This is a genomic window from Gracilimonas tropica DSM 19535 (assembly GCF_000375425.1).
GTDB classification, from domain to species: Bacteria; Bacteroidota; Rhodothermia; order Balneolales; family Balneolaceae; genus Gracilimonas; species Gracilimonas tropica.
Map to the genome: position 1 here is coordinate 1 of NZ_AQXG01000010.1, position 26,723 is coordinate 26,723.

23 protein-coding genes are annotated in these 26,723 nt (G+C 42.6%); 16 read left to right on the top strand and 7 right to left on the bottom strand.

The features are described 5' to 3' along the window. The coding region (locus B151_RS18840; RefSeq protein WP_020404182.1) for a BspA family leucine-rich repeat surface protein at positions 1–592 on the bottom strand (592 nt) is incomplete at its 3' end. A gap of 120 nt (positions 593–712) precedes the next feature. Between B151_RS18840 and B151_RS0113515 the strand changes: the two genes are divergently transcribed. After that, a complete protein-coding gene (locus B151_RS0113515; RefSeq protein WP_020404183.1) occupies positions 713–952 on the top strand; it encodes a helix-turn-helix domain-containing protein in 240 nt (79 codons plus the stop codon). Between the two features lie 428 nt (positions 953–1,380). After that, on the top strand, positions 1,381–2,445 hold the full coding sequence (locus B151_RS0113520; protein WP_020404184.1) for an AI-2E family transporter: 1,065 nt from the start codon (positions 1,381–1,383) through the stop codon (positions 2,443–2,445). 106 nt (positions 2,446–2,551) lie between these two features. Here the strand turns inward: B151_RS0113520 and B151_RS0113525 are convergent, their stop codons facing one another. Both B151_RS0113525 and B151_RS19680 read right to left on the bottom strand, forming a co-directional pair. Beyond that, a complete protein-coding gene (locus B151_RS0113525) occupies positions 2,552–3,256 on the bottom strand; it encodes a LytR/AlgR family response regulator transcription factor (RefSeq protein ID WP_020404185.1) in 705 nt (234 codons plus the stop codon). Then, positions 3,253–4,494, bottom strand: coding sequence for a sensor histidine kinase (locus B151_RS19680; RefSeq protein WP_020404186.1), 1,242 nt, complete (start codon positions 4,492–4,494; stop codon positions 3,253–3,255). The genes B151_RS0113525 and B151_RS19680 overlap by 4 nt, the downstream gene beginning before the upstream one ends. Before the next feature lie 217 nt (positions 4,495–4,711). Between B151_RS19680 and B151_RS0113535 the strand changes: the two genes are divergently transcribed. The 6 genes from B151_RS0113535 (at position 4,712) to B151_RS0113560 (ending at position 12,433) form a co-directional block, all read left to right on the top strand. Beyond that, on the top strand, positions 4,712–5,530 hold the full coding sequence (locus B151_RS0113535; RefSeq protein WP_020404187.1) for a hypothetical protein: 819 nt from the start codon (positions 4,712–4,714) through the stop codon (positions 5,528–5,530). Beyond that, positions 5,530–6,639 carry a TlpA family protein disulfide reductase gene (locus B151_RS0113540; protein ID WP_020404188.1) on the top strand — a complete coding sequence of 370 codons (1,110 nt, stop codon included), beginning with the start codon at positions 5,530–5,532 and terminating at the stop codon, positions 6,637–6,639. Before B151_RS0113535 ends, B151_RS0113540 begins: the two co-directional genes overlap by 1 nt. A gap of 34 nt (positions 6,640–6,673) precedes the next feature. Then, complete coding sequence (locus B151_RS0113545) at positions 6,674–7,936, top strand: pepsin/retropepsin-like aspartic protease family protein (protein ID WP_169332219.1); 1,263 nt, start codon at positions 6,674–6,676, stop codon at positions 7,934–7,936. A 91-nt stretch (positions 7,937–8,027) separates the two neighbouring features. After that, positions 8,028–9,152: a peroxiredoxin family protein gene (locus B151_RS18850; protein WP_020404190.1), complete on the top strand. Its 1,125-nt coding sequence runs from the start codon at positions 8,028–8,030 to the stop codon at positions 9,150–9,152. Between the two features lie 5 nt (positions 9,153–9,157). Then, positions 9,158–11,020, top strand: coding sequence for a S9 family peptidase (locus B151_RS0113555; RefSeq protein WP_020404191.1), 1,863 nt, complete (start codon positions 9,158–9,160; stop codon positions 11,018–11,020). A 138-nt stretch (positions 11,021–11,158) separates the two neighbouring features. Further along, complete coding sequence (locus tag B151_RS0113560; protein ID WP_169332220.1) at positions 11,159–12,433, top strand: serine hydrolase domain-containing protein; 1,275 nt, start codon at positions 11,159–11,161, stop codon at positions 12,431–12,433. Positions 12,434–12,462: 29 nt separating this feature from the next. Here the strand turns inward: B151_RS0113560 and B151_RS0113565 are convergent, their stop codons facing one another. Together B151_RS0113565 and B151_RS0113570 are read right to left on the bottom strand one after the other, a co-directional pair. Next, on the bottom strand, positions 12,463–13,383 hold the full coding sequence (locus B151_RS0113565; RefSeq protein ID WP_020404193.1) for a DUF58 domain-containing protein: 921 nt from the start codon (positions 13,381–13,383) through the stop codon (positions 12,463–12,465). Positions 13,384–13,457: 74 nt separating this feature from the next. Further along, positions 13,458–14,705, bottom strand: a complete 1,248-nt coding sequence (locus B151_RS0113570) for an FtsX-like permease family protein (protein WP_020404194.1) — start codon at positions 14,703–14,705, stop codon at positions 13,458–13,460. A gap of 82 nt (positions 14,706–14,787) precedes the next feature. Between B151_RS0113570 and glgB the strand changes: the two genes are divergently transcribed. The 8 genes from glgB (at position 14,788) to rho (ending at position 25,555) form a co-directional block, all read left to right on the top strand. After that, a complete protein-coding gene (gene glgB / locus B151_RS0113575) occupies positions 14,788–16,989 on the top strand; it encodes a 1,4-alpha-glucan branching protein GlgB (protein ID WP_020404195.1) in 2,202 nt (733 codons plus the stop codon). Positions 16,990–16,996: 7 nt separating this feature from the next. Next, positions 16,997–18,493 carry a 4-alpha-glucanotransferase gene (gene malQ / locus B151_RS0113580; protein WP_026166675.1) on the top strand — a complete coding sequence of 499 codons (1,497 nt, stop codon included), beginning with the start codon at positions 16,997–16,999 and terminating at the stop codon, positions 18,491–18,493. 79 nt (positions 18,494–18,572) lie between these two features. Further along, positions 18,573–19,397, top strand: coding sequence for a phosphosulfolactate synthase (locus B151_RS0113585; RefSeq protein ID WP_020404197.1), 825 nt, complete (start codon positions 18,573–18,575; stop codon positions 19,395–19,397). 22 nt (positions 19,398–19,419) lie between these two features. After that, a complete protein-coding gene (locus B151_RS0113590; protein WP_020404198.1) occupies positions 19,420–20,223 on the top strand; it encodes a glycogen/starch synthase in 804 nt (267 codons plus the stop codon). A 30-nt stretch (positions 20,224–20,253) separates the two neighbouring features. Next, complete coding sequence (locus tag B151_RS0113595; protein WP_020404199.1) at positions 20,254–21,465, top strand: hypothetical protein; 1,212 nt, start codon at positions 20,254–20,256, stop codon at positions 21,463–21,465. A gap of 5 nt (positions 21,466–21,470) precedes the next feature. Beyond that, on the top strand, positions 21,471–22,772 hold the full coding sequence (locus B151_RS0113600; RefSeq protein WP_020404200.1) for a hypothetical protein: 1,302 nt from the start codon (positions 21,471–21,473) through the stop codon (positions 22,770–22,772). Between the two features lie 75 nt (positions 22,773–22,847). Then, a complete protein-coding gene (locus tag B151_RS0113605; protein WP_071594709.1) occupies positions 22,848–24,179 on the top strand; it encodes a tetratricopeptide repeat protein in 1,332 nt (443 codons plus the stop codon). Between the two features lie 170 nt (positions 24,180–24,349). Continuing rightward, the gene (rho, locus tag B151_RS0113610; RefSeq protein ID WP_020404202.1) at positions 24,350–25,555 is read left to right on the top strand and encodes a transcription termination factor Rho; all 1,206 of its coding nucleotides are present in this window, start codon (positions 24,350–24,352) and stop codon (positions 25,553–25,555) included. A gap of 76 nt (positions 25,556–25,631) precedes the next feature. On the opposite strand, the gene B151_RS0113615 is transcribed toward rho, so the two are convergent. Together B151_RS0113615 and lptB are read right to left on the bottom strand one after the other, a co-directional pair. After that, positions 25,632–25,952: a rhodanese-like domain-containing protein gene (locus tag B151_RS0113615; protein ID WP_020404203.1), complete on the bottom strand. Its 321-nt coding sequence runs from the start codon at positions 25,950–25,952 to the stop codon at positions 25,632–25,634. Positions 25,953–25,960: 8 nt separating this feature from the next. Continuing rightward, complete coding sequence (gene lptB, locus B151_RS0113620; RefSeq protein WP_020404204.1) at positions 25,961–26,719, bottom strand: LPS export ABC transporter ATP-binding protein; 759 nt, start codon at positions 26,717–26,719, stop codon at positions 25,961–25,963. Positions 26,720–26,723: the final 4 nt, after the last annotated feature.

Consider the following 26,723-nt stretch of genomic DNA (forward strand, 5'->3'; position numbering starts at 1 on the left):
CCCAAGTATTGAGAGCCTTATTAAAGCCTATAGCAACATAAAACATATAGTCCATATTGGTAACAGACGATACATCCCACATACCTATATCGCTATTAAATTCATCGGTCCCACCAAACATATACGTCATATTAGTTACTGAAGACACATCCCAATTACTCAAATCTTGATTAAAGTCATCCGCATTCCAAAACATTCGTACCATACTTGTTACTGATGAGACATCCCAAGAACTTATATCCTGATTAAATACATAAGCATCAGAAAACATGTGATCCATATTAGTTACTGAAGAGACGTCCCAAGAGCCAATATCGGTGTTAAATGAAGACCTAGACTTAAATAAATCTCTCATATCTGTAATTAAAGATGTACAGACTAATGCTACATCCTCATTATTCCCAATCATTGCAATCAGCATATTTCTATCAACGGCAGTGTATGTATCCCCAAAAATCGTTCCAGTATCACCTGGTTCGACTCCCTCGCACTTCACTATACCATTATCATCAATTGTAAATACTTGTCCATTGGATATGGTTGTTAACATTACGGAAAGCAAAAGCCCCAAAAATGTAATTTTTTTCAACATTGTTTCCCCCTGATTAAATGTTTTACTATCAAAGCTATTTTAAATACTTAGGTTAAGTTACAATTAAATTTGCACACATAAGTACGCAAATGCAAATACAGAATAACCGCATCTTTTTTTATGGAATCAGATGCGCGATTATTACATTCAGTTGCGGTTGTAGTCAGGAAACTGAGGGAGCAAAAAAAGTATAGTCAAGAGCATTTAGCAGCTGAGGCCGACCTATCAAGAAGTATGATCGACAAAATTGAAAGAAGAAAACGCCTTCCTTCTTTACCAGTCATACTCAAAATCGCTGGGGCTTTAAACATTAAAGCATCTGAGATAATCGCTAAAATTGAGCAAGAAATGGACAGATAGGGCAAAAGTTTTATTTAGATATTGAAATAATTTTTTTCAAACTCTGTGCTTGTACAAGATTTTGTACAATATATTTCGTCACATCTTTCCACCCATTTCATTACGTTTCAACTTTGAGTTATCACAAATACTAAATGCCTTGTATTAAGTGGAAATAAATGGAAGTAAATAACAATATTATACTACTTCCGGGCGTACTTTTAAGCCTCATAAGTCATTGATTTATGAGGCTTTTTATTTTAAAAGTGAAATTTTGGTAAAGCAAATACCTTTGTTTACCTCCTTCCAAAATACCCTTTGGGAACACATACCAAGACCGGTTACAAGTCTATTCTCCGATTAAAGCAAATACCCATCATTTTTGAAAAAAATTGATGAAATCTTAGATATATTTCATAATCCAGACAGGTAAATTCTATACTGTAACCATGGAATCGTTTTCTCATAACAGGTTGCTCAGTATCACACTTTGGTTTATGATCATCTTTATGACCGGGTATGTACTGGCCATTGCTGAGAAGTTCCTGATTCCGCTGGTGCTTGCATTGTTTTTATGGTATCTGGTGAACATGTTAGCCAAACGCTTTGGGGAACTCCGTGTTGGCAGGTGGACGCTGCCGGCCTGGCTGCAGTTCCTGCTTTCAGGGTTTGTCATACTACTGATAGTGATTCTCATCTTAAATGTCCTGACCGGCAGCATCAGTGCGATGATTGAAGCGGCACCATCTTACCAGGAGAAACTGATCAAGATGATTACAGAGTTGGAAGGGTGGCCCCGATTTATTGCGATGGCACTGCCACTTAATCCGATTACAGAAACAAATATTGATGGGTTGGTGCAGAATGCGGCTGCCGAGTTCGGAAATTTTCTGGTAAACATAGGTTTGATCGCCATCTATATGTTCTTCCTTTTCATGGAGCAGCGGTATATATCAGGAAAACTGGCTTCAGTCTCTCCCACGGAGAAGCAGCTGAATAGATTGTCAAAACTGCTCAAAGAAATTGACCATGATGTACAAGCCTATTTAGGAGTAAAGACATTTGTAAGCCTGCTTACAAGCGTAATTTCGTGGGTAATTATGTGGCTGACAGGACTGGAATTCGCCGGTTTCTGGGCTCTTATGATTTTCGTTTTGAATTTTATTCCTAATCTCGGGTCTATCATCGCTACCATCCTTCCGGGCATCATGGCGCTGGTGCAGTTCGAAACTGTTACTCCGTTTTTTATAATCCTCATTGGGATTGGAACGGTTCAGTTTCTGATTGGCAATGTAATGGAGCCGGCTATGATGGGCAGGTCACTCAATATCAGCCCGCTTGTGATTATTATCTCTCTGGTGGCATGGGGTGTGCTTTGGGGCATTCCGGGCATGTTTCTGAGTATTCCAATAACAATGGTAGCCATTCTGATCATGTATAATTTTGAGCAAACTCGCTGGGTTGCGCTCCTATTATCAAGGGACGGTAAACTAAAGCATGAGAGCGGTGACTGATTTTTAATCCGTCGCTTAACCTCGTACCCAACTACTCAGTTGGGAATGCATACCCGGACCTCCGGGTCCGAATATAGGCGTAAGCTTAAGAAGCCCGAATAGTTATTTAGCTCTTCACTAAAATAGCCCTTACTTCCTTGCGATAAGTCTTTCCAATGGCCAGGGCCTTATCGGCGACTTTAACCCGGTGAGATTCAAATTCCTGTAAATAATCTTTGTTAATGCTGTAGGAACGGTGAATACGGAGGAAATTTGAGGGTACATACTGCTCCATTAATTCGCTCAGTGTATGATCTACCATCACTTTGTGATCTTCCAAAACTATTTCCGCATAGTTGCCTGATGCCTCGATATATCGAATCTCATCCGGATCAAACCTAATCATCTTGGTTCCGCTTTTTAGCAAAAATGCATTTGATTTGGGAGCAGGTTCGTGCTTTGAAACGACCGGTTTATGCATTACCTCCACTACCCGCATCACGGCTTTATAAAATTTCGGAAATTCAATGGGTTTCAGCAAATAACCGGCCGCCTCGTGATCGTAGCTTTCCACTGCATACTCATCATAAGCGGTCGTAAAAATGACGGTTGGAGGATCTTTCAGTGTCTTCAATAACGACATCCCATCCATATCCGGCATATTGATATCCAGAAAAAGAATATCGACTGGGTTTTCTTTTAAATAGGTGGCGGCTTTGAGGGGTGAAGTAAAGGATTTCACCAGTTCAAGCTGTTCGATCTTGGCGGCATAATGTTCGATCACGTGATGCGCCCGCGGCTCGTCGTCGATGGAAATGGCTTTCAAAATCATCGGATGGGTAGTTTTAAGACGACGGTATGTTCGCCGGAGGCAGAACGGATATCCAGATCAAAGTCACTTTCATAATACAGTTTCAGTAGCTTTTTGGTTTGAGCCGTCCCGATGCCCGAAGTTCCGGTGTCTTGTTTGGAGGGATGATTACTGTTTCGAACATCCAGAATCACAAACTCATCGGTAATCTCCAGCTTGATGTTCACAAATGAGGCTTTCTCATAACTGATGCCATGCTTGAAGGCATTTTCCACAAAATTGATGAGGATCATCGGGGCCACCTGAGCATAATTTAATCGCCCTTTAACCTCCATGTTGATTTCAACAGAATCCTGATTGATCCTCAGTTTCTGCAGTTCAATATATTTTTCAATGTATGCCCATTCTTCCTTTAACGGGACCAACTCTTTGGTGCTATGCTTTAGTGAGTAGCGCATCATTCCCGTCAGATTTTGGATGCCATCAGCCAGGAGTTCATTCTTGGTTTCAAGCGCCATGGAATAAAGGTTATTCAGTGTGTTGAAGAAGAAATGAGGACGTAATTGAGACCGGATCAACGCAAGCTCAGATTGCATATGATCGGCCTGTTCCAGCTCCTGGTACCGATAAAGGAACTGAACCGTTGTTTGTGCAAGAAACGCCATGAATACGATCAAAAAATAGAAGGCAAACGGAGATTCGGTGATGGAGCTGAAGGTGCCAAAGCTTAATACCGTAGCAGCTGGCTGATTAACCGGTTGGGCATTTAGCAGTACAGTTACGGTTATCACAATGCCCATGTGAAGGATAGTAAAGGCCAACCAGCCGGATGAAAGTGCAATCAGCTTCTTTTTGAGTGAATGATGAAATCGTTTGAAAAACAAAAAATAAGCTACGAACCAGCCGATAATGTATAGTCCATAAACGATAACATGCCATATCACCTGGTTAGAGGGTGCAGAATTGACATTGTATCGCTTGCCTTCAATGGTTATGACATTTGAAGTGGCTGAATCTTCTGATACCGGTTTAGCAGAAGTAGCTACATCCCGATCAGTGGAATCTACAGCTGCGGAGAAACCCTTTAGGGTTAAGGTTTCTGATGCGAAGGTATCAGATGGAGCTTTTGAAGAGATGGTATATCCCTCGACTACCATAAAATTTATCAGTTCATAACTTCTGACACCCAGAATTACAATCACAGCAACTGCAAGTATATGAACGAATATTTCAACTGCTTTGGGGATCTTTGGGTTCATACTTTTTTCATTTAAAGCAGGCTGAATATAGGGATGAATGAGTAAATGAACCCGTTTAGTCTGCGAACGGAGCTTTTCATCATGTGAATGGAAATGAGATTCCTTTAAATACAGCAGGTGGCCGTTTGGATGTTATATCTATCTATTCATGGAATAAATTTTCAGAGGGTCACGGGGGTATCTATTATTGGTGCGTTCCGCTAAAACGTTATCAAAAATGCTGAGATCAGAACCGGTGAAATATCTTCAGGTTATTGCTTTATGTTGCATCGTATCAGGTTGCTCAACCACACAAAAGGAATTGAGTTATGAACTCGTAACCTATTCCGGGGATCTAAAAGTAGAGCAATTTGACTCTGCTGTAACTGATGAAAACCGCTTTAATGATAATAATATCATTTATCCTGTCGGGGCTTCCTACACCTATTCGTATCAATATTATAAATCGGATGGAGAGCCGATGAATTTTCGGTTTATCGAAAACGGCTGGGAATTTGTAGAACCCACTGCAGAGGTAGTGAATAAAATAACGCTCAGTGTGAGATCGGGACTTAAGCCTTTCAGTGATTGGTATCCGGATTACAATCAAACGGTATTCACATATCAGCTTTCGAATAAAGAGAGTTATGAGTTGACCGGCTTGATCGAAAATGAAGCTAATTTGTGGTTGCATCCGCCGAGAGAGGGGCTTTTCAAGATCATGCAATTAAATCCGTTTCCATTTGTGGCATATCCACTTGAAAAAGGGAATAAATGGGAATGGTCTGTGCAGATCGGGAATAGTTTTGCTGATAAACGCTGGGCAACCTGGGAAGGCATTATCACAGGGAAAACGACTTACGAGGTTACAGATCATAAGATAATGGATACACCCTGGGGCAAATTGGAAACCTGGATTATAACGGCAGAAGCGGTTAACGAATTGGGCAAGACCTCCATGAGAGCCGTATTCAATTATAGCCTGGGTTTTTTGGAAATGAACTTCGTCAACATTGATGGTTCTGAAATAACATTCAAATTGGAGGAAGTGGATTAATGAAGGAGTACAAATCACTATTTATTATCACATGTATTCTTGTCGCTAATTACACTGCAAATGGGCAGGATCTGCTAAGGCTGGCACAAGAAGAAATCGATAAGTACGAACGAGTGAGTTACAAGCAGAAGGCCTTTTATCCCAATCCGGTTGGAAGAATTGATACGGTAAACGTAACGGCGAATTTCCAAAAAAGTAAAAGCAGCTTGCTGAAGTATGATTTTATAATTGAGAAGGATTTTTTTAACAGTGATGTCGTTTATATTGACGGCCGCTTTCGTTCGGTTAAGAACAGAGATGAAACCATAGTTTTTTATCCTGAAAACGATCCTGGTGAATTGATGTATTTGATCGAAACCCTTCCTGATGTTGAATATTCACCGGTGACCTTACTAAACCGGTCAGATTGGGAGTTTGTCAGCGATACGCTAATAGGTGGGCAGGAGCTCAAAGAATACTTTCGGGTTGTAACAGATGAAACCAGAGATGGCAACACGATCTACACCGAACAGCATATCTTTTTAAACCCCGATTCGAAACGACTTGAGCGCTGGGAAAGGCGGAACTACTATAATGGAAGCCTTCAAAAGGTGGTATACACCTACTGGGATTACAGTTTGTCCAACTCAGGTGCTTCGCTCAGCTACGAACTCCCTTCAAACTATCGGTCTGAATTATACGGAAAGGCTAAAGACAGCCGGATGCTTAAAGCAGGTCAGGAAGCCCCGGTCTTTTCCGGGAGCGACCTTCAGGGTAGTTCAATTGATCTGGAAGACTATCGTGGTAAAAAGGTTCTCTTAAATTTTTCCAGTATTGGGTGCCCACACAGCCAGGATGCCCTACGATATATGGATAAGGAAGGCTTTCAGCTTGCCGGGAATATTACGCCATTGTTTCTATCTATTTGGGACCGGAAGGAAGATGTAGTCGAATATTTTAAACAGATAAATGGCCCGCTCACGGTTATCCTGGATACGGAAGAGGTCAGTGAGATGTACGGCGTTTCAGGTACTCCAACTTTTATCCTCATCGATGAAAAAGGGAATATCGAAAAGGTGGCCGAAGGTTTCGATAAGGAATTTTTGAACAGCTTGAAAGCCGGTTCATAATTAGAATATGCAACAAATGATGTTTTTGAACAGGATGAAAGGATTAGGTATAGCGGTTTTGTTGGTTTTAGTTGGTATTGAAAATGCCATGACTCAGGACAAGGTATCTAAGGAAGAATTGGTTAAGACCATTGCAGCAAGTATCAATCAACAAAACATCGATGAGTTAAAACCTCACTTATCTGATGATTTTCAAATTTCGGGAAGGGTTCCTCCGATATCGATCAAAATTCTGGAGCAGCTGGTGAGTCAGCTCAATGAGCAGGTTGAGGAATATTACTGGAAGAATACGGAGTCAAATTCAGATAGTACGCAAACTCATTTCTTTCATTTCAGCTATAGCGGTTTGGGGGAGCGTGAAGTGTCTTTTAGTGTGAATGAACAGGGAAAGATCACCGAATTGGAGTTGGTCAAAATGACCGTCAAGACGCTGGAAGAGCCGTCAAAAGTGATGAAACCGGCAAAGAAAGTCATTGAGATACCTTTTCAGGTAAAAGAAAACCTGATGTTGGTTGAGGCCACTATTAATGGGGAAAAAAAGAACTTCATATTCGATTCCGGGTCACCCCGACTCATTCTCAATCAGGGGCACTATGGAGAGCCGGGTTCCTCAGAAGAAACGAAATACAGCTCTTTGGAAGGCGTGCACGGTAACATCAACAGCCTGGATATTCTCACCCTTTCAGAGTTGAATTTCTATGGAATTAAAATGAATGACCAAAAAGTGCTGGCAGCAGACCTGTCTCATTTAGAGGTCATTTTGGAAATACCGATCGCAGGTTTGATCGGCTATGAGGTCTTTGAAGGCTACGATCTTTTGTTCAATTATTCTACCCAAACGCTGCGATTCATTCAGCCGGACCAAACCCAAACTTTTGTAACGGCTATGAGTGCACAATTGTCAATGTCGTCCATTCCCTTTGAGCTCAGGCAGCATATACCACTTTTTGAAGCTTCGGTATCGGGGCAAACAATGACCTTTGGGTTAGACAGTGGGGCCTCCACGAACCTGCTTTCTGAAGACCGGTATGAAGAGTTGAGTGGTTCATTATCAAGTATCAGAGAAACGGACCTGACCGGTGCGGATGGGAGGAAAGAAATAGTAATGAAAGGAACATTGGATAAACTAACAATCGCGGAGGTTGACTTCGATACAACGCCAACGGCCTTCAAAGATGTCTCAAACCTCAAGCAAGCTTATGGCAAAGAGCTGGACGGACTGGCGGGATATGAAATTTTAAGCCGACAGGTAACCATGGTCTCATATTCACAGCATAAGATATATCTCTTTCGATAACGTGTGAAGTGAATGTGAGTCCGCTATTATAATCTAAACATTTATGAAAATCTGCCGTAACAGGCCACTCGAAACTAAAATTAACAACGACATGCATTCTTCCAGAATATTACTGATTGCCATTATCTCATTCATTATCGGATGCTCTCAATACCAAACACCGGAAGATCTTTTAAACGCTGCGAGAGAAACTATCTCAGAATCAGCAGGGTTTGATTACACTGCTTTGGCCATTACACCGAATCCTATGGGAGGAGTGGACACGATGATCTTTAATAAGTCATTTAAACCATCAGAAAAAAGCCTGCTCGGATATGATTACGTGATTGAATATAGGAATGATTTTGCGAACAAGGACCAGGTGTATATAAACAACGTTTACAGGGATGTAGATCATCAGAATAAACTCGTAAAATTTTATCCTGCTGAAGATTCCTTAGAGGAGAAGGGGAATATCCTGAATGCGTTGCCTGTTCGGTTCTCCATGGTGCGTTTTCTTGATCAGACAGACTGGGTATTTAATAAAGACACCCTCATTAATGACCGCCCACTTAAAAATTACCTGAGAATTGAGAATGACAGGGTTAATGAAAACGGGGACACCGTTTTAACGGAACAGCATATTTTCATAAATGCTTCCACAAAGTTAATTGAACGATTCGAGCGAAGGAATCACCTGAATGGCCGACTTAGGCAAGTTATAGTCTACGAATATAAAGACTTCGTGCAACGAAATGACTCCCCGGAGTTGACATACGATTACCCGTCAGAGTATCAGTCAGCACCTAAGGGTATTTCTCCCTACAAAGATCTGTTACCGATTGGGCAAAAAGCTCCTGAATTTGTTACACGAGATGAGCAGAACAACCTGATCAGACTTTCCGATTATCGCGGTAAAAAAGTGCTGTTAAATTTCTCCATCATAAGATGCGGATACTGCTTGCAATCCCTGGAGCATTTCAATAGGGAGGATTATCAGATGTCGGATACTGTTGTACCTATTTATATCAACCCTATCGACACTAAAAATGAAATAACTTCATTTGATAAGGAACTCAACATTCCGTTTCCGGTAGCTTATTCTAACCCGGCAGAAATTGCCGAACTTTACGGCGTGCTATCCTATCCCTTATTCTATCTGATTGATGAAGAGGGTATTATCGAAAAAGTAATTACTGGATATGATCCCGCTTTTCAGGAGAGCATAAAAAGTTAGGAAATATGAAATACAGCCTACTCATTATAATCGTCCTTTTTCTGTGCTCGTGTAAAATTACCGGCCAGAAGACACCGATCACTTTTGAAGATCTGAAATCCCTTGAAACCCCTTCCTTCTTTGCAGTGTCTCCGGATGGAGATAAAATGGCTTATGCTGTTGGTGATTCATTGTTTGTGAAAATACTCAGTGATCCTTCCAGGACCCGGACGATCTCCGGTGGTATGACTGAAGAAGCAACCTATGCCAATACCTTTCTCGCCTGGTCAAATGACAGCCATCGCTTAGTGTTCAGAAGGAATGCGGATGAGATCGTAGTCAGTACATTTGACGGGGCAGAACAATTCTCCATAGCCGGCGCAGAGGGACAGACAAAGTTAGTGACCCTGCAAAATTTCTATATGGAGGGACCTAAATGGTCGCCGAATGACCGCTACATTACCTTTCCGGCACAGCCTCACGCTATTCAAAGCACGGCGCAGCTATGGTTCTATGATAGGGAGCGGAAAACCCTGAACCCCAAGACCATTGAGGACCATATGATCGTGAGCCACGACTGGATCGATAAGGATCACCTGGTCTATGGAATGGGTGGTTTTTCAGGAAGTGATGGCGCTGTTAAATTGATGGAGATCTCAACAGGTATTATCACGGTCATCGCTTATGCGGATGAAAGCATATTCAATGAGATCAAGTATAATCCAAAGACCGGGATGGTGTTTGCCAACTCATCAAGCTTTACGCCTTACCTCTTCAAAAGGGATCAGTCAGGCACTTTCAGGGATTATGAAAACGAATTACCAAGGGCCTATTACACCGCCTGGTCGACGGATGGCATCTGGCTGTTGGGGCAGCATAAGGTGGGAATGGATTACCTTCCGTTTAAGGCTCACATTGATTCCTCCTCTTATAAAAAAATCAATTCTGAGATGGGTACCATATTACCAAAGCAGGTTAGGAGTCATGCCGGAAAGGACTATGTGTACTACACCCGCGAATCAGGAACTTTACCGAAAAGTATTTTCCGGGCTGAGATCAGTGAAAATGGGGATAGCCTGATGAACGAAGAGTTTTTGCATAACAGCACTGAGGCCTTTGCAGGTAAACTTCTACCCGATGCCGAGATCATAAGCTGGGATCAGGATCCTGTTTCTTTGGACGCACAGCTGTTTCTTCCGGCACAGGTAAAAGGGAGGGCCCCGCTGATCCTCATACCCTATGCCAATGCTTACCTGAACCGCTTTCCGAATATGGATTACTTTCTTGAAAAGGGCATTTTTCTGTTGACCTCACAGGGGTATGCGGTAGCCCTTGCCAACAACAGCGGGGGGACCAACCAAAGGCGTCGGGATAAGGAATATGGCCCTCGTGAACTGAGGGATGCGCTCGGGTTTCTGGATGCGGTGGGAAATCACCCTCGGGTAGATACTTCAAATGTTGCCTTAATCGGGCATAGCCATGGAGCCACAATGGTGAGCTATTTTATATCACATTCCGATCGGTTTGATGTAGCCGTTGGGATCAACGGGGCCTATGACTGGATCATGCAAGCCAACGAATTTCCGGGAAGGATGTATGGATTCCCCTATGGCATGGGAGGGATGCCGAATGAACTGCCCGAAAAATATGACTCATATTCTCCCATGGAAAATATCGACCGGATCTCGACTCCGTTGCTGTTAGTGGCCGGCGAAGGTGACGGACAAATACCTCCTGTTCATGCGGAGGAATTCCACAATAGATTAGAGGGTGCGGGTAAAACCTCAAAGCTCCTGTATTTCGAGGATGAAGGGCATTTGATCGAAAAAGAAGAAAATCAGCGTGAATTTTGGGAAAGAGTACTGAAATTTATTGGGGCTCATCTCTGATTTATAAGACACAAAAGATTAAATTTAAAACTACACCTATTGAACTTTCTGAATGGACAAAGATCGATGTTAAAAACAATATTTTTACTAGTTGCTGTATGGTTTCTTCCGCAGTTTGCAGTTGCTCAACAAAATGAAATGGTCCAAAAGTTAGAAACCATCACTCAAGCCTACCATGAGGTCTATGGATTTTCCGGAACCGTGAAAGTGGTATTGGATGATAATGAGATCTGGCAGGATAGTTACGGGCTGGCCAATCGAAGTTTTGAGATCCCAAATACGCCGGCCACCCGGAACTCGATCAATTCCATATCCAAGACGTTTACTGCAGCATTGATCCTGAAGATGACAGAAATGGGTCAGCTAAAACTGGATGTGCCGATATCGACCTGGCTTCCCACATTAAGTGCGGATTGGGCTGATTCAGTCACAATCCATCATTTGTTGACGCACTCATCAGGTTTGCCACGCGAAGCAGGGATGAAGGCTTCGGATGAGTTGGATTTTCAGGAACAGGTCAGGTTGGTGAATGAGCTTACTTTGTTGTTTGAACCCGGTGAGAGATATCAGTATTCAAATGCGGGATTTATTTTACTGGGAGCTATTATTGAGGAAGTTAGTGACAGAGAGTATCGGGATATGATGAATGAGGGTATCATTGAACCTCTGGGATTAAATAACACCGGAGTGTATGAGGGCAATGCGATGGTGAAAAATCAGGCAGTGCCCTACAAGATCGGGCCCTATGGGGTTGAGGAGGCTCAGCGGACAAAGATCATTGGGGAAAGTGCCGGTGGAGGTTTGTATTCGACCCTGGATGATCTTTACCGGTTTGTTGTAGCATTAGAAACGGAGGAATTATTGAACGAGGATTCCCAAGAACTGTTATTTGAGAAACATATGCAGCTATCAGAAGGGGAATTTGAAGGGTACGCCTGGTCACTGAAACAGTTTGGCCCCGATCAGATCAGAATGGCAGCCGGGAGTGGCTATGGAACCAAAAGCGTGATCATCCGTGATCCGGTTTCGGGATTATTTATTGGAATACTGTCGAACTGGGGAAATACGCCGGTTCTGGATATTCTGAGAGACCTTTATCTGACTGTGAAAGGACAGGCGATCGATCCTCCGACTTCTGAAATGCTAGCCGATCCGGATAAGTATTCTGCGCATTTTGGTACTTATGTTTTTGATCCCGAAAAGATGAGAACGTACCTGCAGAAAGAGAATAACCGGATCGTAGTGCGGGAGATTGACGGGAAGTTATTTATGGATGATGAACTGCTGGCCCAGAAAGAAAACGGAGTACTGGGTCTGACTTATACCAATGAAGTACGGATATATTTTAAAGGTGATAAGATGATCCTTGAAATAAATGAAAACCAACTAACAGGAACATTAGTGCAGAAATAGCAGGTCAATAGGTTAAAGGTTATTACCCTTTATCCCAACCTACGCCTCTTCGTTAAATAAGCCAATAGCGACTGATCAAAAGCACCTTGCGTATCCATTTGCTCGAAATCGATTTCGAATTCGCTGCAGGCCATGCGGAATTTCTTGGTGTATTCTTCCACTTTTTGCCGGTAGTCTTCCCTGACTTGAGCCGGGAGTACTTCTACCTCATCTCCAAGTTCCATATCCTCAAATACAAACCGGCGGTCGGCAAAGTCGAGGTCGCGTTCACTTTTCTTTTCCAGTACATTGAATAGCAGAACTTCGTGCTTGCGATGCCGCAAATGTTTGAGGGCTGAGATCAGCTCATCGTGTTCACCGGCATTTTCAAATAGATCAGTAATAATGATCACCAGGCTGCGATGGTTGAGTCGTTCGGCCACTTCATGGATGGCTTCAGCCGAGGCTGTTTTCCGGCGCTCCTTATCACCGCTTTCTTCCCGGTTAAGCTCCCGTTCCAGTTCGGTATAAATCTGCCGGAGATGAGCGTAAGTAGATTTTGCCGGAATAAAAGAATCGATCTTGGAATTGAAGGGGATGAGTCCGCAGGCATCCCGCTGGCGATGCATCATATACATGAGCGAAGCAGCAAAGTGAATGCCGTATCGCAGTTTGCTCCACTCGGCGAAATGTTTGAATAGCATGGAAGAACTGGTATCCAGCATCACATAAGCCCGCAGGTTGGTTTCTTCCTCGTACTGCTTCACATAAAAACGCTCCTTCTTGGCATATACTTTCCAGTCGATGTGTTTGAAATCATCGCCGGGGTTATACGGCCTGTGTTCTGCAAACTCTACACTAAATCCGTGAAAGGGACTTTTGTGCAATCCGGAAATAAATCCCTCCACAATTTTCTTGGCGCGCAGTTCCAGCGAGGAAAGTTTGGAAAGTATGTCGGGCTGAAGGATCAAAGGCTGTTATTTATGAAATAAGTAGTAACGGGAATGTAACAAGGTATGAATTTAAGCCAACGTTTCGGAACCGGTTATTCATAGCGGACCGCATCGGCGGGTTGCACCTGGGCAGCCCGGTGTGCCGGATACCAGCTGGCTAATAAACACAAAAGTAAACTGGAGATCAAAATTATAGTTACATCAACCGGACTGATCAAGATCGGGTATGCATCTATGATAAAAGCAGAAGACAACTTAACGAGTCCATATTCTTTTTGAGCCCAGCTAAGCAAAAATCCCAGGGTTCCGCCCAAGCCACAGCCAATCAGTCCAATGTAAAGTCCTTGCTTTCTGAAGATATCCTTGATGCCCTTCCTGGTGTATCCCATGGACATCAGAATGCCTATATCGCGCTGTTTCTGGATGACTATCATGGTCAAAGAACCGATAATATTGAGTACCGCTACGATCACAATGAGGATCAGGATGACAAAAGATCCCCATTTTTCAAGATACATCACATCATACAGTGGTTTCTGAAGGTCGTACCAGGTTGAGATCTTGTAACCGGAGCCCAAGGCCGCTGACAGTTTTTCTTTAACCTTTTCGGCATCCTCATTATTCGTGAGTTTGATGTCGATCCCGGAAATGGAATTACGGGATCGGAACAGGCGCTTTGCCGCTTCGAGGTCAATAAATACTTTGGGATTACCGGCAATTTGCTGAAGAAAATAAGTGCCCCTAAGTTCGAACCGATAAGTTTGAGGAACCGTGATCTGGGTAAGGGCATTTTTCATCCCGGCTGCACTTAAAAGAGCTACTTCATCTTTAAGCTGCAGTTGTGTACGGTTGCGAAGGTCTTGGTGGATGATCAATCCCGGAGTTCGGTTCTTCACCGAAACATCGAACACCCCATCGGTGATGCTGTGTTCAATATCTACGAGCTGGAAAAAAACATCCCGGTTCACCCCTTTTACTTCTACCACCTGATTTTCAGCATGGTCGATGGCCATCAGGGCTTTCCCTTCCACATAGGGAGAAATGATCCGCACTTCGGGAAGAGCCCGGATTTTGTTCATCACTTCCTCATTTTGTGCGAAGGTTGGGGAAGCCGCAGCCTCAATCCGAATATCCGGATCCTGGGAAAGCAGAAAACCTTTTATGACATCAAAAAATCCATTCAATACCGATAAAACCACGATCAACAGGGCCGTACCGATGGTTATGCCGGTTATACTGATAAAGGTAAGTGTGGAGATCAGGGAGATGTGTTTGCGCGAAAAGAGGTAGCGCCTGGCAATAAATCCGGAATTCTTCATAGCATCAAAATATAGAATCAAGCGATTGAAAGCACTTTAAATGAGCACAGAGTTTTGTTAAAGTTTTAGTATCTTAAATGCCCTAAATAATTTAAAAAAGGTGATGGGTTCTACACTTTCAAAGGAAATAATAGCTTCAATATCAGATGGATCTCACGGGGATCCATTTTCTGTGCTTGGGCTTCACAAAGAAAACGTAGACGGGAAAGAAAAATTGATTCTTCGGGTGTTCCGTCCGGAAGTCAAAACCATTAAGGCACGAATAGGAAAGAAGAGTTACGAACTGCAGCGAATTTCGGACGAAGGATTGTTTGAGCGTATTTTTGCACGCAGGAAAAAGAGATTCAGCTACGAGCTTGAAATTACTCCACATGATGGAAATACCTTCACGGTAGTAGATGCCTATCAGTTTGATTCTCTTTTGAGTGATTTTGACCTGCAGCTTTGGGGAGAGGGAAATCACCACCAGGCGTATGAGTTCATGGGTGCGCACATACGCGAGGTTGACGGCGTGAAAGGAACGCACTTTGTAGTGACAGCCCCCAGTGCAACCCGCGTGAGTGTGATCGGAAATTTCAATAATTGGGACGGACGCATACACCGGATGCGAAAATTTCACGATCAGGGACTTTGGGAGTTATTCATCCCGCAGGTAACCGAAGGCGATATCTATAAGTATGAGATCAAGAGCCCGGTACAGGATCCCCCGCTCAAAAAATCGGATCCTTTTGCTTTTTATGCTGAGTTAAGGCCTGATACAGCCTCCATCGTTCAAAATGTTGATGATTATGAATGGAATGATGAAGAATGGCTGACGAAGAGAAATAGTAAACAGGCATATGAGCAACCTGTTTCCATATATGAAATGCACTTGGGATCGTGGCGCCGTAAAGTGGGAGAAGATCCCGGCTTCCTGAACTATCGGGAAACGGCGGATCAGCTGGTGCCCTATCTGAAAGACCTTGGTTATACTCATGTAGAATTGATGCCGGTGGCTGAACATCCTTATGATCCATCCTGGGGATATCAGATCACGGGGTATTATGCGGTAACAAGCCGGTTCGGGACCCCGGAAGACTTCATGTACTTTGTAGATAAATGTCACCAAAATGATATTGGTGTTATCCTGGATTGGGTGCCGGCTCACTTTGCAAAAGATGAACACGGCCTGCGGCGTTTTGATGGAACCGGCCTGTTCGAGCACGACGATCCCCGAAAAGGAGAACATACCGATTGGGGAACTTGTATTTTCAACTATGGGCGTACCGAAGTCAAAAACTTCCTGATCTCGAATGCTATTTTTTGGTGCGATAAATATCACATTGACGGACTTCGTGTAGATGCCGTGGCTTCTATGCTGTATCTCGACTATTCCCGAAAAGAAGGAGAATGGGTTCCCAATAAATACGGCGGAAGAGAAAATATTGAGGCCATCGACTTTCTAAGAGCATTTAATGATTCAGTTCACCATCACTTTCCCGGCGTTATTACGTTTGCAGAAGAATCAACCTCCTGGGGTGGTGTTTCCCGGCCTACCGAAACCGGCGGCTTGGGCTTCGATTTCAAATGGAATATGGGTTGGATGAACGACACCCTGAAATACATTGAGAAAGATCCTCTTTTTCGCAAATATCATCAGGATCAGCTAACATTTTCGTTGATCTATGCTTTTTCAGAGCATTTCATACTGCCTTTTTCGCACGATGAAGTCGTACACATGAAACAGGCGATGTTGTCAAAAATGCCCGGCGACGACTGGCAGAAGTTTGCAAACCTCAGGTTGCTGTATTTGTATATGTATGCTCATCCGGGCAAGAATCTTCTGTTTATGGGCAGTGAATTTGGCCAGTGGTCAGAGTGGAGCGAATCCCGCTCCCTTGATTGGCACTTGTTGGAATGGGAAAAGCATCAGGGACTCCAGCTTTTAATAAAAGACCTGAACCGCATCAACAAGGAACAAAAAGCATTGCACCAGGTAGATTTTGATTGGCGCGGTTTTGAGTGGATCGATATCAGCGATGCTGATAACAGCATTATTTCTTTTATACGTCGTGCCAAAGATCCGGAAGATTTTATTGTTGTTATCCTTAATTTTACACCAACTGTTCATTATGGTTACAAAGTTGGGGTTCCCCATGCCGGCGAGTACGAAATTTTGATCAATAGTGACTCAGAATATTATGGCGGAAGCAATGCCGGTGATAATGCCTTACATGCCGAATGGGGAGAATGGCACAATCAGAAAGCAAATATTTCACTAACCATCCCTCCTTTGGCAGGGGTAATATTAAAACCAAAGAAGTAGATTTTAAATGAGGTTTCCACGTTCGAGCGGATGCTTAGCACACCCAACATCATTTCCAGGTAAATATGGAATGGGGGATTTTGGATTTGAAGCCCGCACTTTTATCGATTTTTTAGAACGCACACATCAAACTATTTGGCAAATTCTGCCTCTTACTCCTACCGGTTATGGGAATTCTCCTTATGCCAGTTATTCAGCTTTTGCCGGAAATGTGTATTTGATCAGTCCCGATATCCTTCACAAAAAAGGATTACTGACCGAAAAAGAGATCAAAAATATTCAGTTGCCATCCGGTGTAAGTGCCGATTATGAAGCTTCTTTTGAAAATAAGGATAAGGTATTCAAACTGGCTGCTTCCCGGTTTTATAAAAAAATGAAAAAAGAGGAAGAACGGGCCTTTAATGCGTTCAAAAAGCAAAATAAGCACTGGCTGGATGACTATGTGTTGTTTATGGCTTGTTTGCTTCATTACGACAAGCAGCCCTGGAACACATGGGATGAAGATCTCACTAAAAGAAAACCCAAAGCACTGAAAGCGTATCGGGAACGGTTTAGTGATGAGATCGATCTCCAATACTGGCTGCAGTTTGAATTTTACAACCAATGGATGGCGCTGAAGGAGTATGCGAATGAGCGTGGCGTCCGGGTTATTGGTGACATTCCCATCTTTGTAGATCATAACAGTGCAGATGTATGGGCCAATCCCAAATATTTTGAAGTTGATAAAGCTGGAAATCGAACCCTGGTAGCCGGTGTACCCCCTGATTATTTCAGCAAAACAGGGCAGCTTTGGGGAAATCCTCTGTATAAATGGGATGAACTTGAAAAAGACGGCTACTCCTGGTGGGTCGACCGCTTCAAACACATGTTTGATCTTTGTGACGCCATACGCGTAGACCATTTTCGGGGCTTCGATGCTTATTGGGAAGTGGAAGCCGGCCAGAAAACCGCAGAAGTAGGAAAATGGGTGGACGGCCCCGGTGAAAATTTGTTCGATACCATTCTGGAGAAATGCGGTGAGCTTCCCATCATTGCCGAAGACCTGGGATTTATGACAGAAGGCGTTCGAAAGCTGCGAGACAAATATAATTTCCCGGGCATGAAGATCATTCAATTTGCATTCGATTCGGACTCAAAGAATAGTTTTTTGCCGCATAATTATTCTCAGAATAGCGTTGCCTATTCCGGAACTCATGATAATGACACGGCTATTGGCTGGTATAATACAACCAATGATGAAGAGCGCCATCGGGCCCGAATCTATACCCGCTCAAGCGGCGAAAATATAAATTGGGAGTTCATTAGGCTGGGAATGTTATCGGTGTCTGACCAAGCTATTTTCCCGCTTCAGGACTATATGGGCCTTGATAGTACTCACCGCATGAATGTGCCGGGAACCTCCTCCGGCAACTGGTTATGGAGATACACAAAGAACATGTTAGAAGCTGTCGATCAAGAACAGATCAGGCAACTTATAGAGCTTAGTAACCGCGAAGGAACCTGAATTTTTAAACAAAATGCCTGATTTTATATAGAAACCGTGTTTTTGTATATTTCAGGCTTAGATATTTCAAAAAATACATATGTCGTTTTCACTAAATCACTTACCCAAAAGAACAGACAAACCCCGAACCAAAGGAATTACCCTTGTTTTAGATAAAGGATACAGCGTTCGGCAAGCCGAAGATTTTGTCGAGGCTTGTTCAAATTACATTGACGTCGTAAAATTGGGTTGGGGTACATCATACGTAACTCAAAACCTTTCTGAGAAAATAGAAGCCTATCAAAAAGCAGGCATTCCGGTTTATTTTGGAGGAACCCTTTTTGAAGCTTACGTGCTCCGCGATCAGTTGGATGCTTATGTTGAGTTGATGAAGAATTACAACATCAGTCAGGTAGAAGTATCTAATGGCACCATTTGGTTATCTGATGAAAGAAAGCAGGCAATCATTAAAGAACTTAGCCAGGAATTTACCGTTTACTCTGAGGTTGGAAGCAAAAATCCTAATGACATCATCCCTCCTTATAAATGGGTAAAGATCATTGAAAAAGAACTTGCAGCCGGAGCAGAGAAGGTGATTTGCGAAGCTCGCGAAAGCGGCACTGTAGGGGTTTTCCGCCCAAATGGTGAAGTACGGTCAGGTCTTATTGAAGAAATTACCGACCAGATCCCTGAAGAGAAATTGATCTTTGAAGCTCCTCAGAAAGAACAACAGGTTTGGTTCATCCGAAAATTTGGAAGCAATGTAAACCTGGGTAACATTCAGCCGGCAGATGTAATTTCGGTTGAGACTCTGCGTTTAGGCTTGCGAGGAGATACGTTGCTTGACTTTTATTCCCTGGACGATGATGAGGACTTGAATAAAGTAATGAACGACAATAACTCCATTTCAAACACAGAAAAATAGTAATCACTGAGAGCATATATTTATGAAAATTCTTTACGTTGCAGCAGAAATCTCCCCTTTTGCAAGAATGACCTACACGGCCGATCTTCTTCGGTTTTTGCCGGCTTCTTTACAGGACAAGGGCTTCGAAATACGAATTCTGCTTCCCAAATACGGTACCATCAATGACCGGCGAAACCGGCTTCACGAAGTAATTCGGCTTTCCGGTATTGAAGTTGAAGTGGGAGAAAAAACAGAGAGTATGAAGATCAAAGTAGCCAGCATTCCCAATGCGAAACTACAGGTCTACTTCTTAGATAATGATACATACTTCAAGAGAAAAGGACTCTTCAGAAAGCCCGACTCTGAAGAATTTTATGAGGATAACGATGAGCGCCTTGCATTCTACAATAAAGGCGTACTCGAGACAGTTATGAAACTCGGTTGGGAACCTGATATCATTCATTGCCATGATTGGCCTGCCGGGTTAACACCACTTTTGGTGAGAACCCTGTATAAGGATGAGAAGATCTTCCAAAACACCAAGATCGTTTATAACCTGCACCACCCCATTAATGAAGGTGATTCAGATTCATCACGAGTTTTGGAATTACTTGGTTTACCGGCCGACACCGATATCGACAACTTAACAGAAGAAGGCAAAGTAGATCTTCTGAAACTTGGTCTTAAATACAGTGATCACGTTGTAACAGGTAACTACCTTAAAGACGAATTTGACGATGTATTTAAAGAATTGGGCATAGAACCAACCAAGATTCAGGGTTCTCCCGAGGACGTTTCTGATAAATTTGCCGAATACTATCGAACAATTTCCGACGCAGAATAACAGATAGAGAACTTTAAAATAATTCATTTAATGACCATATATAATAAGGGACTGTTTTCCTTATGCACCGCACTTATTGTCTTTACTTTATTGATAATAGGATGTGAAAATCCGGGAAGTGTGGGCAGTGAGTATGTAAACAAGCCAAAGCTAACTTTCGATACACTTAACATCGAACAGGCTGAAGCACTCAGCTATAATTCTTACTCCGGTCGGCTTGGCTTTATTCCCATTGGCCAGTATTCCGATGCACTGTTTGGTGATATTGTAACCAAAGGGCTTTTTAAACCCAATCGTACCCCTCCTATTCCAGATTCAGTAGATTTAGACGAAAGCTTCGCCTTAAAATTGAAGCTGAACATCGACAGTCTGGAGGTTTATGGAGACACTTTATCCACAGCTGATTTTACCGTGCATGAAATTACATCTAACTGGCGTGGTAATGCACTCACAATAGATGATGAGATTACAGTAGGTGAGCAGGTAGGGCAGTTTTCTTTGGCTCCCGGGCAACGGGAGGTTACCATTGACCTTGCAGAAACATGGGTTGATGAATACAAGAGCTGGTATTACAGTGATGCCAGCGATCCGGATTCTCTATACAATTATGAATTTAAAGGGTTAGCCTTGGTTTCGGATCAGGCCAACTCTCGAATATCATTTGCCCGATCAGATGGATCCAGTTTCATTATGATCAATGGCGTACAGTCGGATACCACGGATACGATCGGAGTCTCTTTGCAAGATTATGGCTTTGTGATGGACAGGGGAGGAGCGGTTAACTCACCTAATACATTCCCGATTCATACAACTCTGGAGGGCATGTATAAGCTTACCATGCCGGTTGACCTGCTTCGCCAAGAGATCCAGACGAGTAATATTATCAAAGCAGATGTGATAGTTTATGAAGTTTCAGATGAGTTAGAGAATACACTTCCTGCTAATCATCAAAGGCTGGGCTTGAGCGTGCTTAATCTCGATGTAATAGAAACGCTGGACCCTGAATATGAATACCAATTCGGGCAGGTTGATTTCAGAGGCGGACCCAATGAAGATGGTAACTCATTTACCATTAACATTACTAATTATGTAAATAACGTACTCTACGGTTCTGAAGAAAGAGAAGAACTGATATTGGGAGCCGGTTCTGCTTCCGGGGCTATTCGATCCTCTCTTTTCTACGGAACCACAGCGTCAGAAGATGTACGGCCCAAAATAATTATCACCTCATTAGAAGATTGATCTGCATGAAATTTTATAAAATACTTTTTTTAGGAATTCTACTGTTCTGTGCCGGTCAAAGTGGGTTTGCACAAGTTGAAGAATCAAGTATGAGCAGCAGTGGTTCTTTTTATTCACTGTTTGGAGCCGGATACCCTACTGATTACAATAATGCCAGAGAAGCAGGCATGGGAATCATTGGCGTTTCATTGTATAATTCGCAATCTAACTCTCTTCAAAATCCCGCTATTTGGGGAACCAATGCTTTTACCACAGCATCTTCCGGTTTTAATCTGTCGCAATTCCAGGCAAACACCGGAGACGTGGAAAATGTAAATGCGATGTTAGAGCCGGGATATTTTCAAGTCACCCTTCCCTTATATCGTGAGAAGTTAGGCCTGTCTGCCTCCATGTATTCTGTAACAAGGACCAATTATCGTTTTGTAACCGTTGATTCAACCGAGAGCTCTCCCGGAAATACCATTGGGTATGCTTCTGATATCAGGGGGACCGGTGGCATTAATAAGTTAGAGTTTGGCCTGGGATGGAATATTTCTCCAAACATTTCGATTGGATATGCTCCCGCATTTACCTTTATTTCTCAAAATAACTCTCAAGACGTTTTCTTTAATCAGTCTGGCTATAACAGTAGCTTTCTGGATGCGAGAATTACAGGCAATGCCATTAGCCATCGATTCGGAACACTGCTTAATTTTCAAAGGATTTTTAACTCAAGAGACCGAATCAGTTTTGGTGCCGCAGCTACACTGCCGGTCACAATTGATGCCAAAGAAACAAGAATAGTAACAAAAATGGTGAGCGGTGTAGACCAAGAGGTAGAACTTCGTGAACCTTTAGAGGGAGAGATCTCATTGCCTTTGGATGTAAAAGCCGGTTTAACCTATTATCCAAGCAACCTCGTGAATGTTTCGGCTGAAGGTTTGTTCGAGCAATGGAGCGAATACAGTTCCGATTTCGATCAAAATCTTGACGCTGCAGAACTGAAAGACCGGTTTAAAGCAGGTCTGGGAGCAGAATATCACCCATATAGAACGAATTCAGGTTCATTTTTGTCTAATTTTAGGTACAGTGGGGGTATTAGTTATGACACCGGTCATTTAAAAGTGGAGGGAGAAAATATTAACACTCTTTGGTTTTCTGCCGGTTTAGGAATAATTTCTCCCCGCTCTAATTCTTCCGTAGCCTTAAGTGTACGCTATGGCTTGAGAGGCACGACAAATCAGGACCTTATCAGAGAAGAAATATGGTCTTTCAATTTGTCTGTTAATTTATCTGAATTAATGTTTGTTCGAAGAAAATTACAATAATAAATTAACTCCCTTTATAATATTTAAACTATTGAAGTAGTTTAGTAATTAATGGTATAAACAAGATCAAGATCGATGAAGCATTTAACACTTCTAATAGGGATACTTTTTGTTAGCTCTTCCCTATCTCATGCACAAGCAAATTGTAATGAAACCCCACCTGATGGATTATCTCCGTTGGCTGCATACTCTTTGTTCCATTCCAACTATAAAAATGGAGACTACGAGTTTGCTCTTAAGTATGGCAAATGGATCATTTGCTCAAAAATGGAGAAGCTCGAAGGAAATCCACAATACAAATTAGAAACTCAATACGACCGACTCGTTAAGATTTACACGGAGATCGGCCGTTCCAAAGACAATGACGAAGAGCGTACTGCTTACATTGATACCGCATTGACGTTGTTAAACGAGCAATTAGAATTGTTCGGTAACACGCCACAAAATGAATTCGATATTATTTTTAAGCGAGGCCGTTTTTATCAAACCAATTACAATTATATCGAAGATGGCCTTCAAAAAGCATATCAGGATTACGAAAAGCTTTTTGATCTTAATCCTGAACGGGCAACAACCATGGGTGATGGATATTACCTTCGCCAGGCTCTTAGTAATTTGGTGAGTAAAGGTGAAAAGGAAAGAGCCCAAGCATTGATTGATGCTGCCAAACCTTATGCTGAAGGAGAAACGTTAAGCTTTATTGAAGAGCAGCAACAAGAATTGCTCGGATCACCGGAAGAACAAGTGGCTTACTTTGAGCCTGTTGTTAAAGAAAACCCACAAGACCTTGATGCCTGGAAAGCCCTTGCCGAAGCTTATGATGACTTAGGTGAGCGTGCAAAACTCAAGCAGGCTCGTGTTAAGATCAATGAACTCGAGCAATCTTTTGATAGCGCTCTTGACTTAGCTGAATTAGCACAAAGCAATGCTAACTATGCAGAAGCTGATAAATATTTCAAAGAAGCATTATCCCGTGCCGAGAATGATGATTTAAAAGTTGAGATTTACCTTGACCTGGCAGATGCCAACATCAGTATGGAACGACTTGCTCAGGCTAAAAACTACGTTCAGGAAGCGATTAATTTAGAGCCAAACAATGGGAATGCTTACATTAAAATGGCTACTGTTTACGGATCTGCAGTTACACAATGTACTGAAGACAGAAAGCTACAAGCTGAAGATAAGGTAGTATATTGGTTGGTGATCGACTATTTGAATAAGGCAAAGAGTGTTGATCCGTCGGTAGCAAATACAGTAAATAATCAGCTATCCACATATCAGGATGTAACTCCAAATTCAGAAGACAAATTCTTTACCCTTGACCTTGAAGACGGGCAAACAGTAAGAATTGATGGTTCTTTGATGGACTGTTACAGCTTTATAAATGAAACTACTACTGTACGGTAGTTTGGTATCAACCAAAACATTTGTATCTTTTCTTATCCACAAAATTTGATGGTGCGGAGCTAAATTATCCGCACCTCTTTTTTCTGCCTTCCTCTTAGTAATCTCACATTTTACTACGCTACTTTTCGATATCGGGAGAAGGCTTTATATGAAAACGCACAAAACATTACATGGCACGTAGAAAAAACAAACGCAATAAAAAGCGAAATAACCGCAATCAAGGCGGAAATGTATTTATTCCAAAATTTCATTGGAAAAATAATCAGGGTATAGCAGGCCAATATGCCGGCGTGCTGGAGATCAACTCCAAAGGCTGGGGCTTTATTCGCAAACTGGATTATGAGTTCTCCTACAATCCCAAAGATCCTTTTTTGAAGCCGGATGAAGTCAAAGAACTTGATCTGCGTCCCGGGCTTGTATTAGAGGGAGAGTTCGAAGAGGATAATCAAGGCCATAAGCATGTGGCTTCCGTTGATTATGTGAACGGAAAACCGGTGGAAGCGTGGACAAAATCGAGCCGCTTTGAAAGGCAAACCCCCATTATGCCGGTAGACTGGATTAAGCTGGGATATAATGCGGATGATGTAGAAATGCGGGTGATCGACCTTGTTGCTCCTATTGGTAAAGGTCAGCGTGCCCTTATTGTAGCCCCTCCAAGAACCGGGAAAACTGTACTGCTCAAAAAGATCGCAAAATCGCTGAATGATAATTATGATGACATTCATGTAAGTGTGCTATTAGTGGATGAACGCCCGGAAGAGGTTACCGATTTCATCAGAACAACCAACGCTGAAGTATTTGCTTCTTCTAATGATAAGAACACTCAAAGCCATATTCGCATTACAGAAATGGCTTTAGGCTATGCCAAAAGAAAAGCGGAGATGGGAGAAGATGCAGTGCTGCTGATCGACTCATTAACCCGTCTTGGCCGCGCATATAATGCCATTCAGACCAACAGTGGAAGAACACTTTCAGGGGGATTGGATATTCGTGCTTTAGAAATTCCTAAAAAGATCTTCGGTTCAGCCCGAAAAATTGAAGGAGGCGGTTCTCTGACCATTATTGCTACCTGCCTGATCGAAACTAATTCACGAATGGATGACCTTATCTTTGAAGAATTTAAAGGTACCGGAAATATGGAGCTTGTTTTAGATAGAGAACTGGCAAACGACCGCATTTTCCCTGCCATAAACATTCAGGCTTCAGGAACCCGGAATGAACATAAATTCATTACCGACTCTTTGGAAGAACGTAACATGGTAAGACGCTATTTGCTGAAGAAATCACCAAAAGAATCCATGCTGGGACTGTTAAAAGTGCTGAAGAATACGGACAGCAATCAAGAGTTGCTTAATCAAATTGCTGCACTGGCTTAATGAGTTTTTAGGCGACTCTCCAGAGGCGCCATTTTATGAATCGACTTTGAACAGTCGATTTACAGAAGCATTGAAATCATACCACGGGAAGAGAAGGGTCGATCTCTTTGACCCAACGTTTCATGCCTCCTTCAAGGCTGAAGACATTCTCAAAGCCGGAATTGGACAAGATCTTGCAGGCATCCATACTCGTATTTCCGGAACGGCACATCACAATTACTTCGGAGTTTTTATGATCTTCGATCTCACTAAGGCGAGTTTCTAACTCATGGTATGGGATATGATGGCCGTCAATATTAGATACTAAATACTCATGATAATCGCGGACATCCAAGAGGAAAAAAGAATCTCCGTTTTCTTTTTTTTCCTTTAATTCCTGAACAGTTAAAAATTCCATAGGCTTAATTAAGAAGTATAACGGTCTAATTTGAATTGTTCGCCAAGATACAATTTTTTGGCTTTCTCATCTTCTGCCAACACATCAGCAGAGCCCTCCATCAGGATCTTACCCTCAAACATCAGGTAAGCACGGTCGGTAATGGCCAAAGTTTCATGTACGTTGTGGTCGGTGATCAAAATACCAATGTTTTGATGGCGCAGTCCTGAAACAATCTTTTGGATATCCTCCACCGCAATCGGATCAACACCAGCGAACGGTTCATCAAGCAGTATAAATTTGGGATCGGTAACTAAAGCCCGGGCAATTTCACAACGCCGGCGTTCCCCGCCAGATAAACTATACCCTTTACTGTCTACAACTTTATGAAGCCCAAATTCCTCTATGAGCTTATTTACCTTTAAGTCGATCTCTTTTTTAGGAACCGACAAAAATTGCAATACGGATTCCAGATTCTCACGAACGGTTAAATTGCGAAAAACACTTGCTTCCTGAGCAAGATAGCCAATACCCATTCGTGCTCGTTTATACATAGGCTCACGGGTCAGGTTTTTTTCATTGAGGAAGATCTTACCTGCATTGGGCTTTACAAGTCCCACCATCATATAAAAAGTGGTGGTTTTCCCGGCTCCGTTAGGCCCGAGCAAGCCAACGACTTCTCCCTGCTTAACATTAATGGAGACATCATCCACAACCGTGCGTTTGCGATAGCGCTTTACCAAGCCCTCGCTATGCAGCAACAATTCCGGTTGGGGTTCAGTACTCATAAGT

Coding starts and splice junctions, on each gene's coding strand:
- B151_RS0113515 (WP_020404183.1), top strand. CDS start 713: ATGGAATCAGATGCGCGATTATTACATTCAGTTGCGGTTGTAGTCAGG.
- B151_RS0113520 (WP_020404184.1), top strand. CDS start 1,381: ATGGAATCGTTTTCTCATAACAGGTTGCTCAGTATCACACTTTGGTTT.
- B151_RS0113525 (WP_020404185.1), bottom strand. CDS start 3,256: ATGATTTTGAAAGCCATTTCCATCGACGACGAGCCGCGGGCGCATCAC.
- B151_RS19680 (WP_020404186.1), bottom strand. CDS start 4,494: ATGAACCCAAAGATCCCCAAAGCAGTTGAAATATTCGTTCATATACTT.
- B151_RS0113535 (WP_020404187.1), top strand. CDS start 4,712: ATGCTGAGATCAGAACCGGTGAAATATCTTCAGGTTATTGCTTTATGT.
- B151_RS0113540 (WP_020404188.1), top strand. CDS start 5,530: ATGAAGGAGTACAAATCACTATTTATTATCACATGTATTCTTGTCGCT.
- B151_RS0113545 (WP_169332219.1), top strand. CDS start 6,674: ATGAAAGGATTAGGTATAGCGGTTTTGTTGGTTTTAGTTGGTATTGAA.
- B151_RS18850 (WP_020404190.1), top strand. CDS start 8,028: ATGCATTCTTCCAGAATATTACTGATTGCCATTATCTCATTCATTATC.
- B151_RS0113555 (WP_020404191.1), top strand. CDS start 9,158: ATGAAATACAGCCTACTCATTATAATCGTCCTTTTTCTGTGCTCGTGT.
- B151_RS0113560 (WP_169332220.1), top strand. CDS start 11,159: ATGGTCCAAAAGTTAGAAACCATCACTCAAGCCTACCATGAGGTCTAT.
- glgB (WP_020404195.1), top strand. CDS start 14,788: ATGGGTTCTACACTTTCAAAGGAAATAATAGCTTCAATATCAGATGGA.
- malQ (WP_026166675.1), top strand. CDS start 16,997: ATGAGGTTTCCACGTTCGAGCGGATGCTTAGCACACCCAACATCATTT.
- B151_RS0113585 (WP_020404197.1), top strand. CDS start 18,573: ATGTCGTTTTCACTAAATCACTTACCCAAAAGAACAGACAAACCCCGA.
- B151_RS0113590 (WP_020404198.1), top strand. CDS start 19,420: ATGAAAATTCTTTACGTTGCAGCAGAAATCTCCCCTTTTGCAAGAATG.
- B151_RS0113595 (WP_020404199.1), top strand. CDS start 20,254: ATGACCATATATAATAAGGGACTGTTTTCCTTATGCACCGCACTTATT.
- B151_RS0113600 (WP_020404200.1), top strand. CDS start 21,471: ATGAAATTTTATAAAATACTTTTTTTAGGAATTCTACTGTTCTGTGCC.
- B151_RS0113605 (WP_071594709.1), top strand. CDS start 22,848: ATGAAGCATTTAACACTTCTAATAGGGATACTTTTTGTTAGCTCTTCC.
- rho (WP_020404202.1), top strand. CDS start 24,350: ATGGCACGTAGAAAAAACAAACGCAATAAAAAGCGAAATAACCGCAAT.
- B151_RS0113615 (WP_020404203.1), bottom strand. CDS start 25,952: ATGGAATTTTTAACTGTTCAGGAATTAAAGGAAAAAAAAGAAAACGGA.
- lptB (WP_020404204.1), bottom strand. CDS start 26,719: ATGAGTACTGAACCCCAACCGGAATTGTTGCTGCATAGCGAGGGCTTG.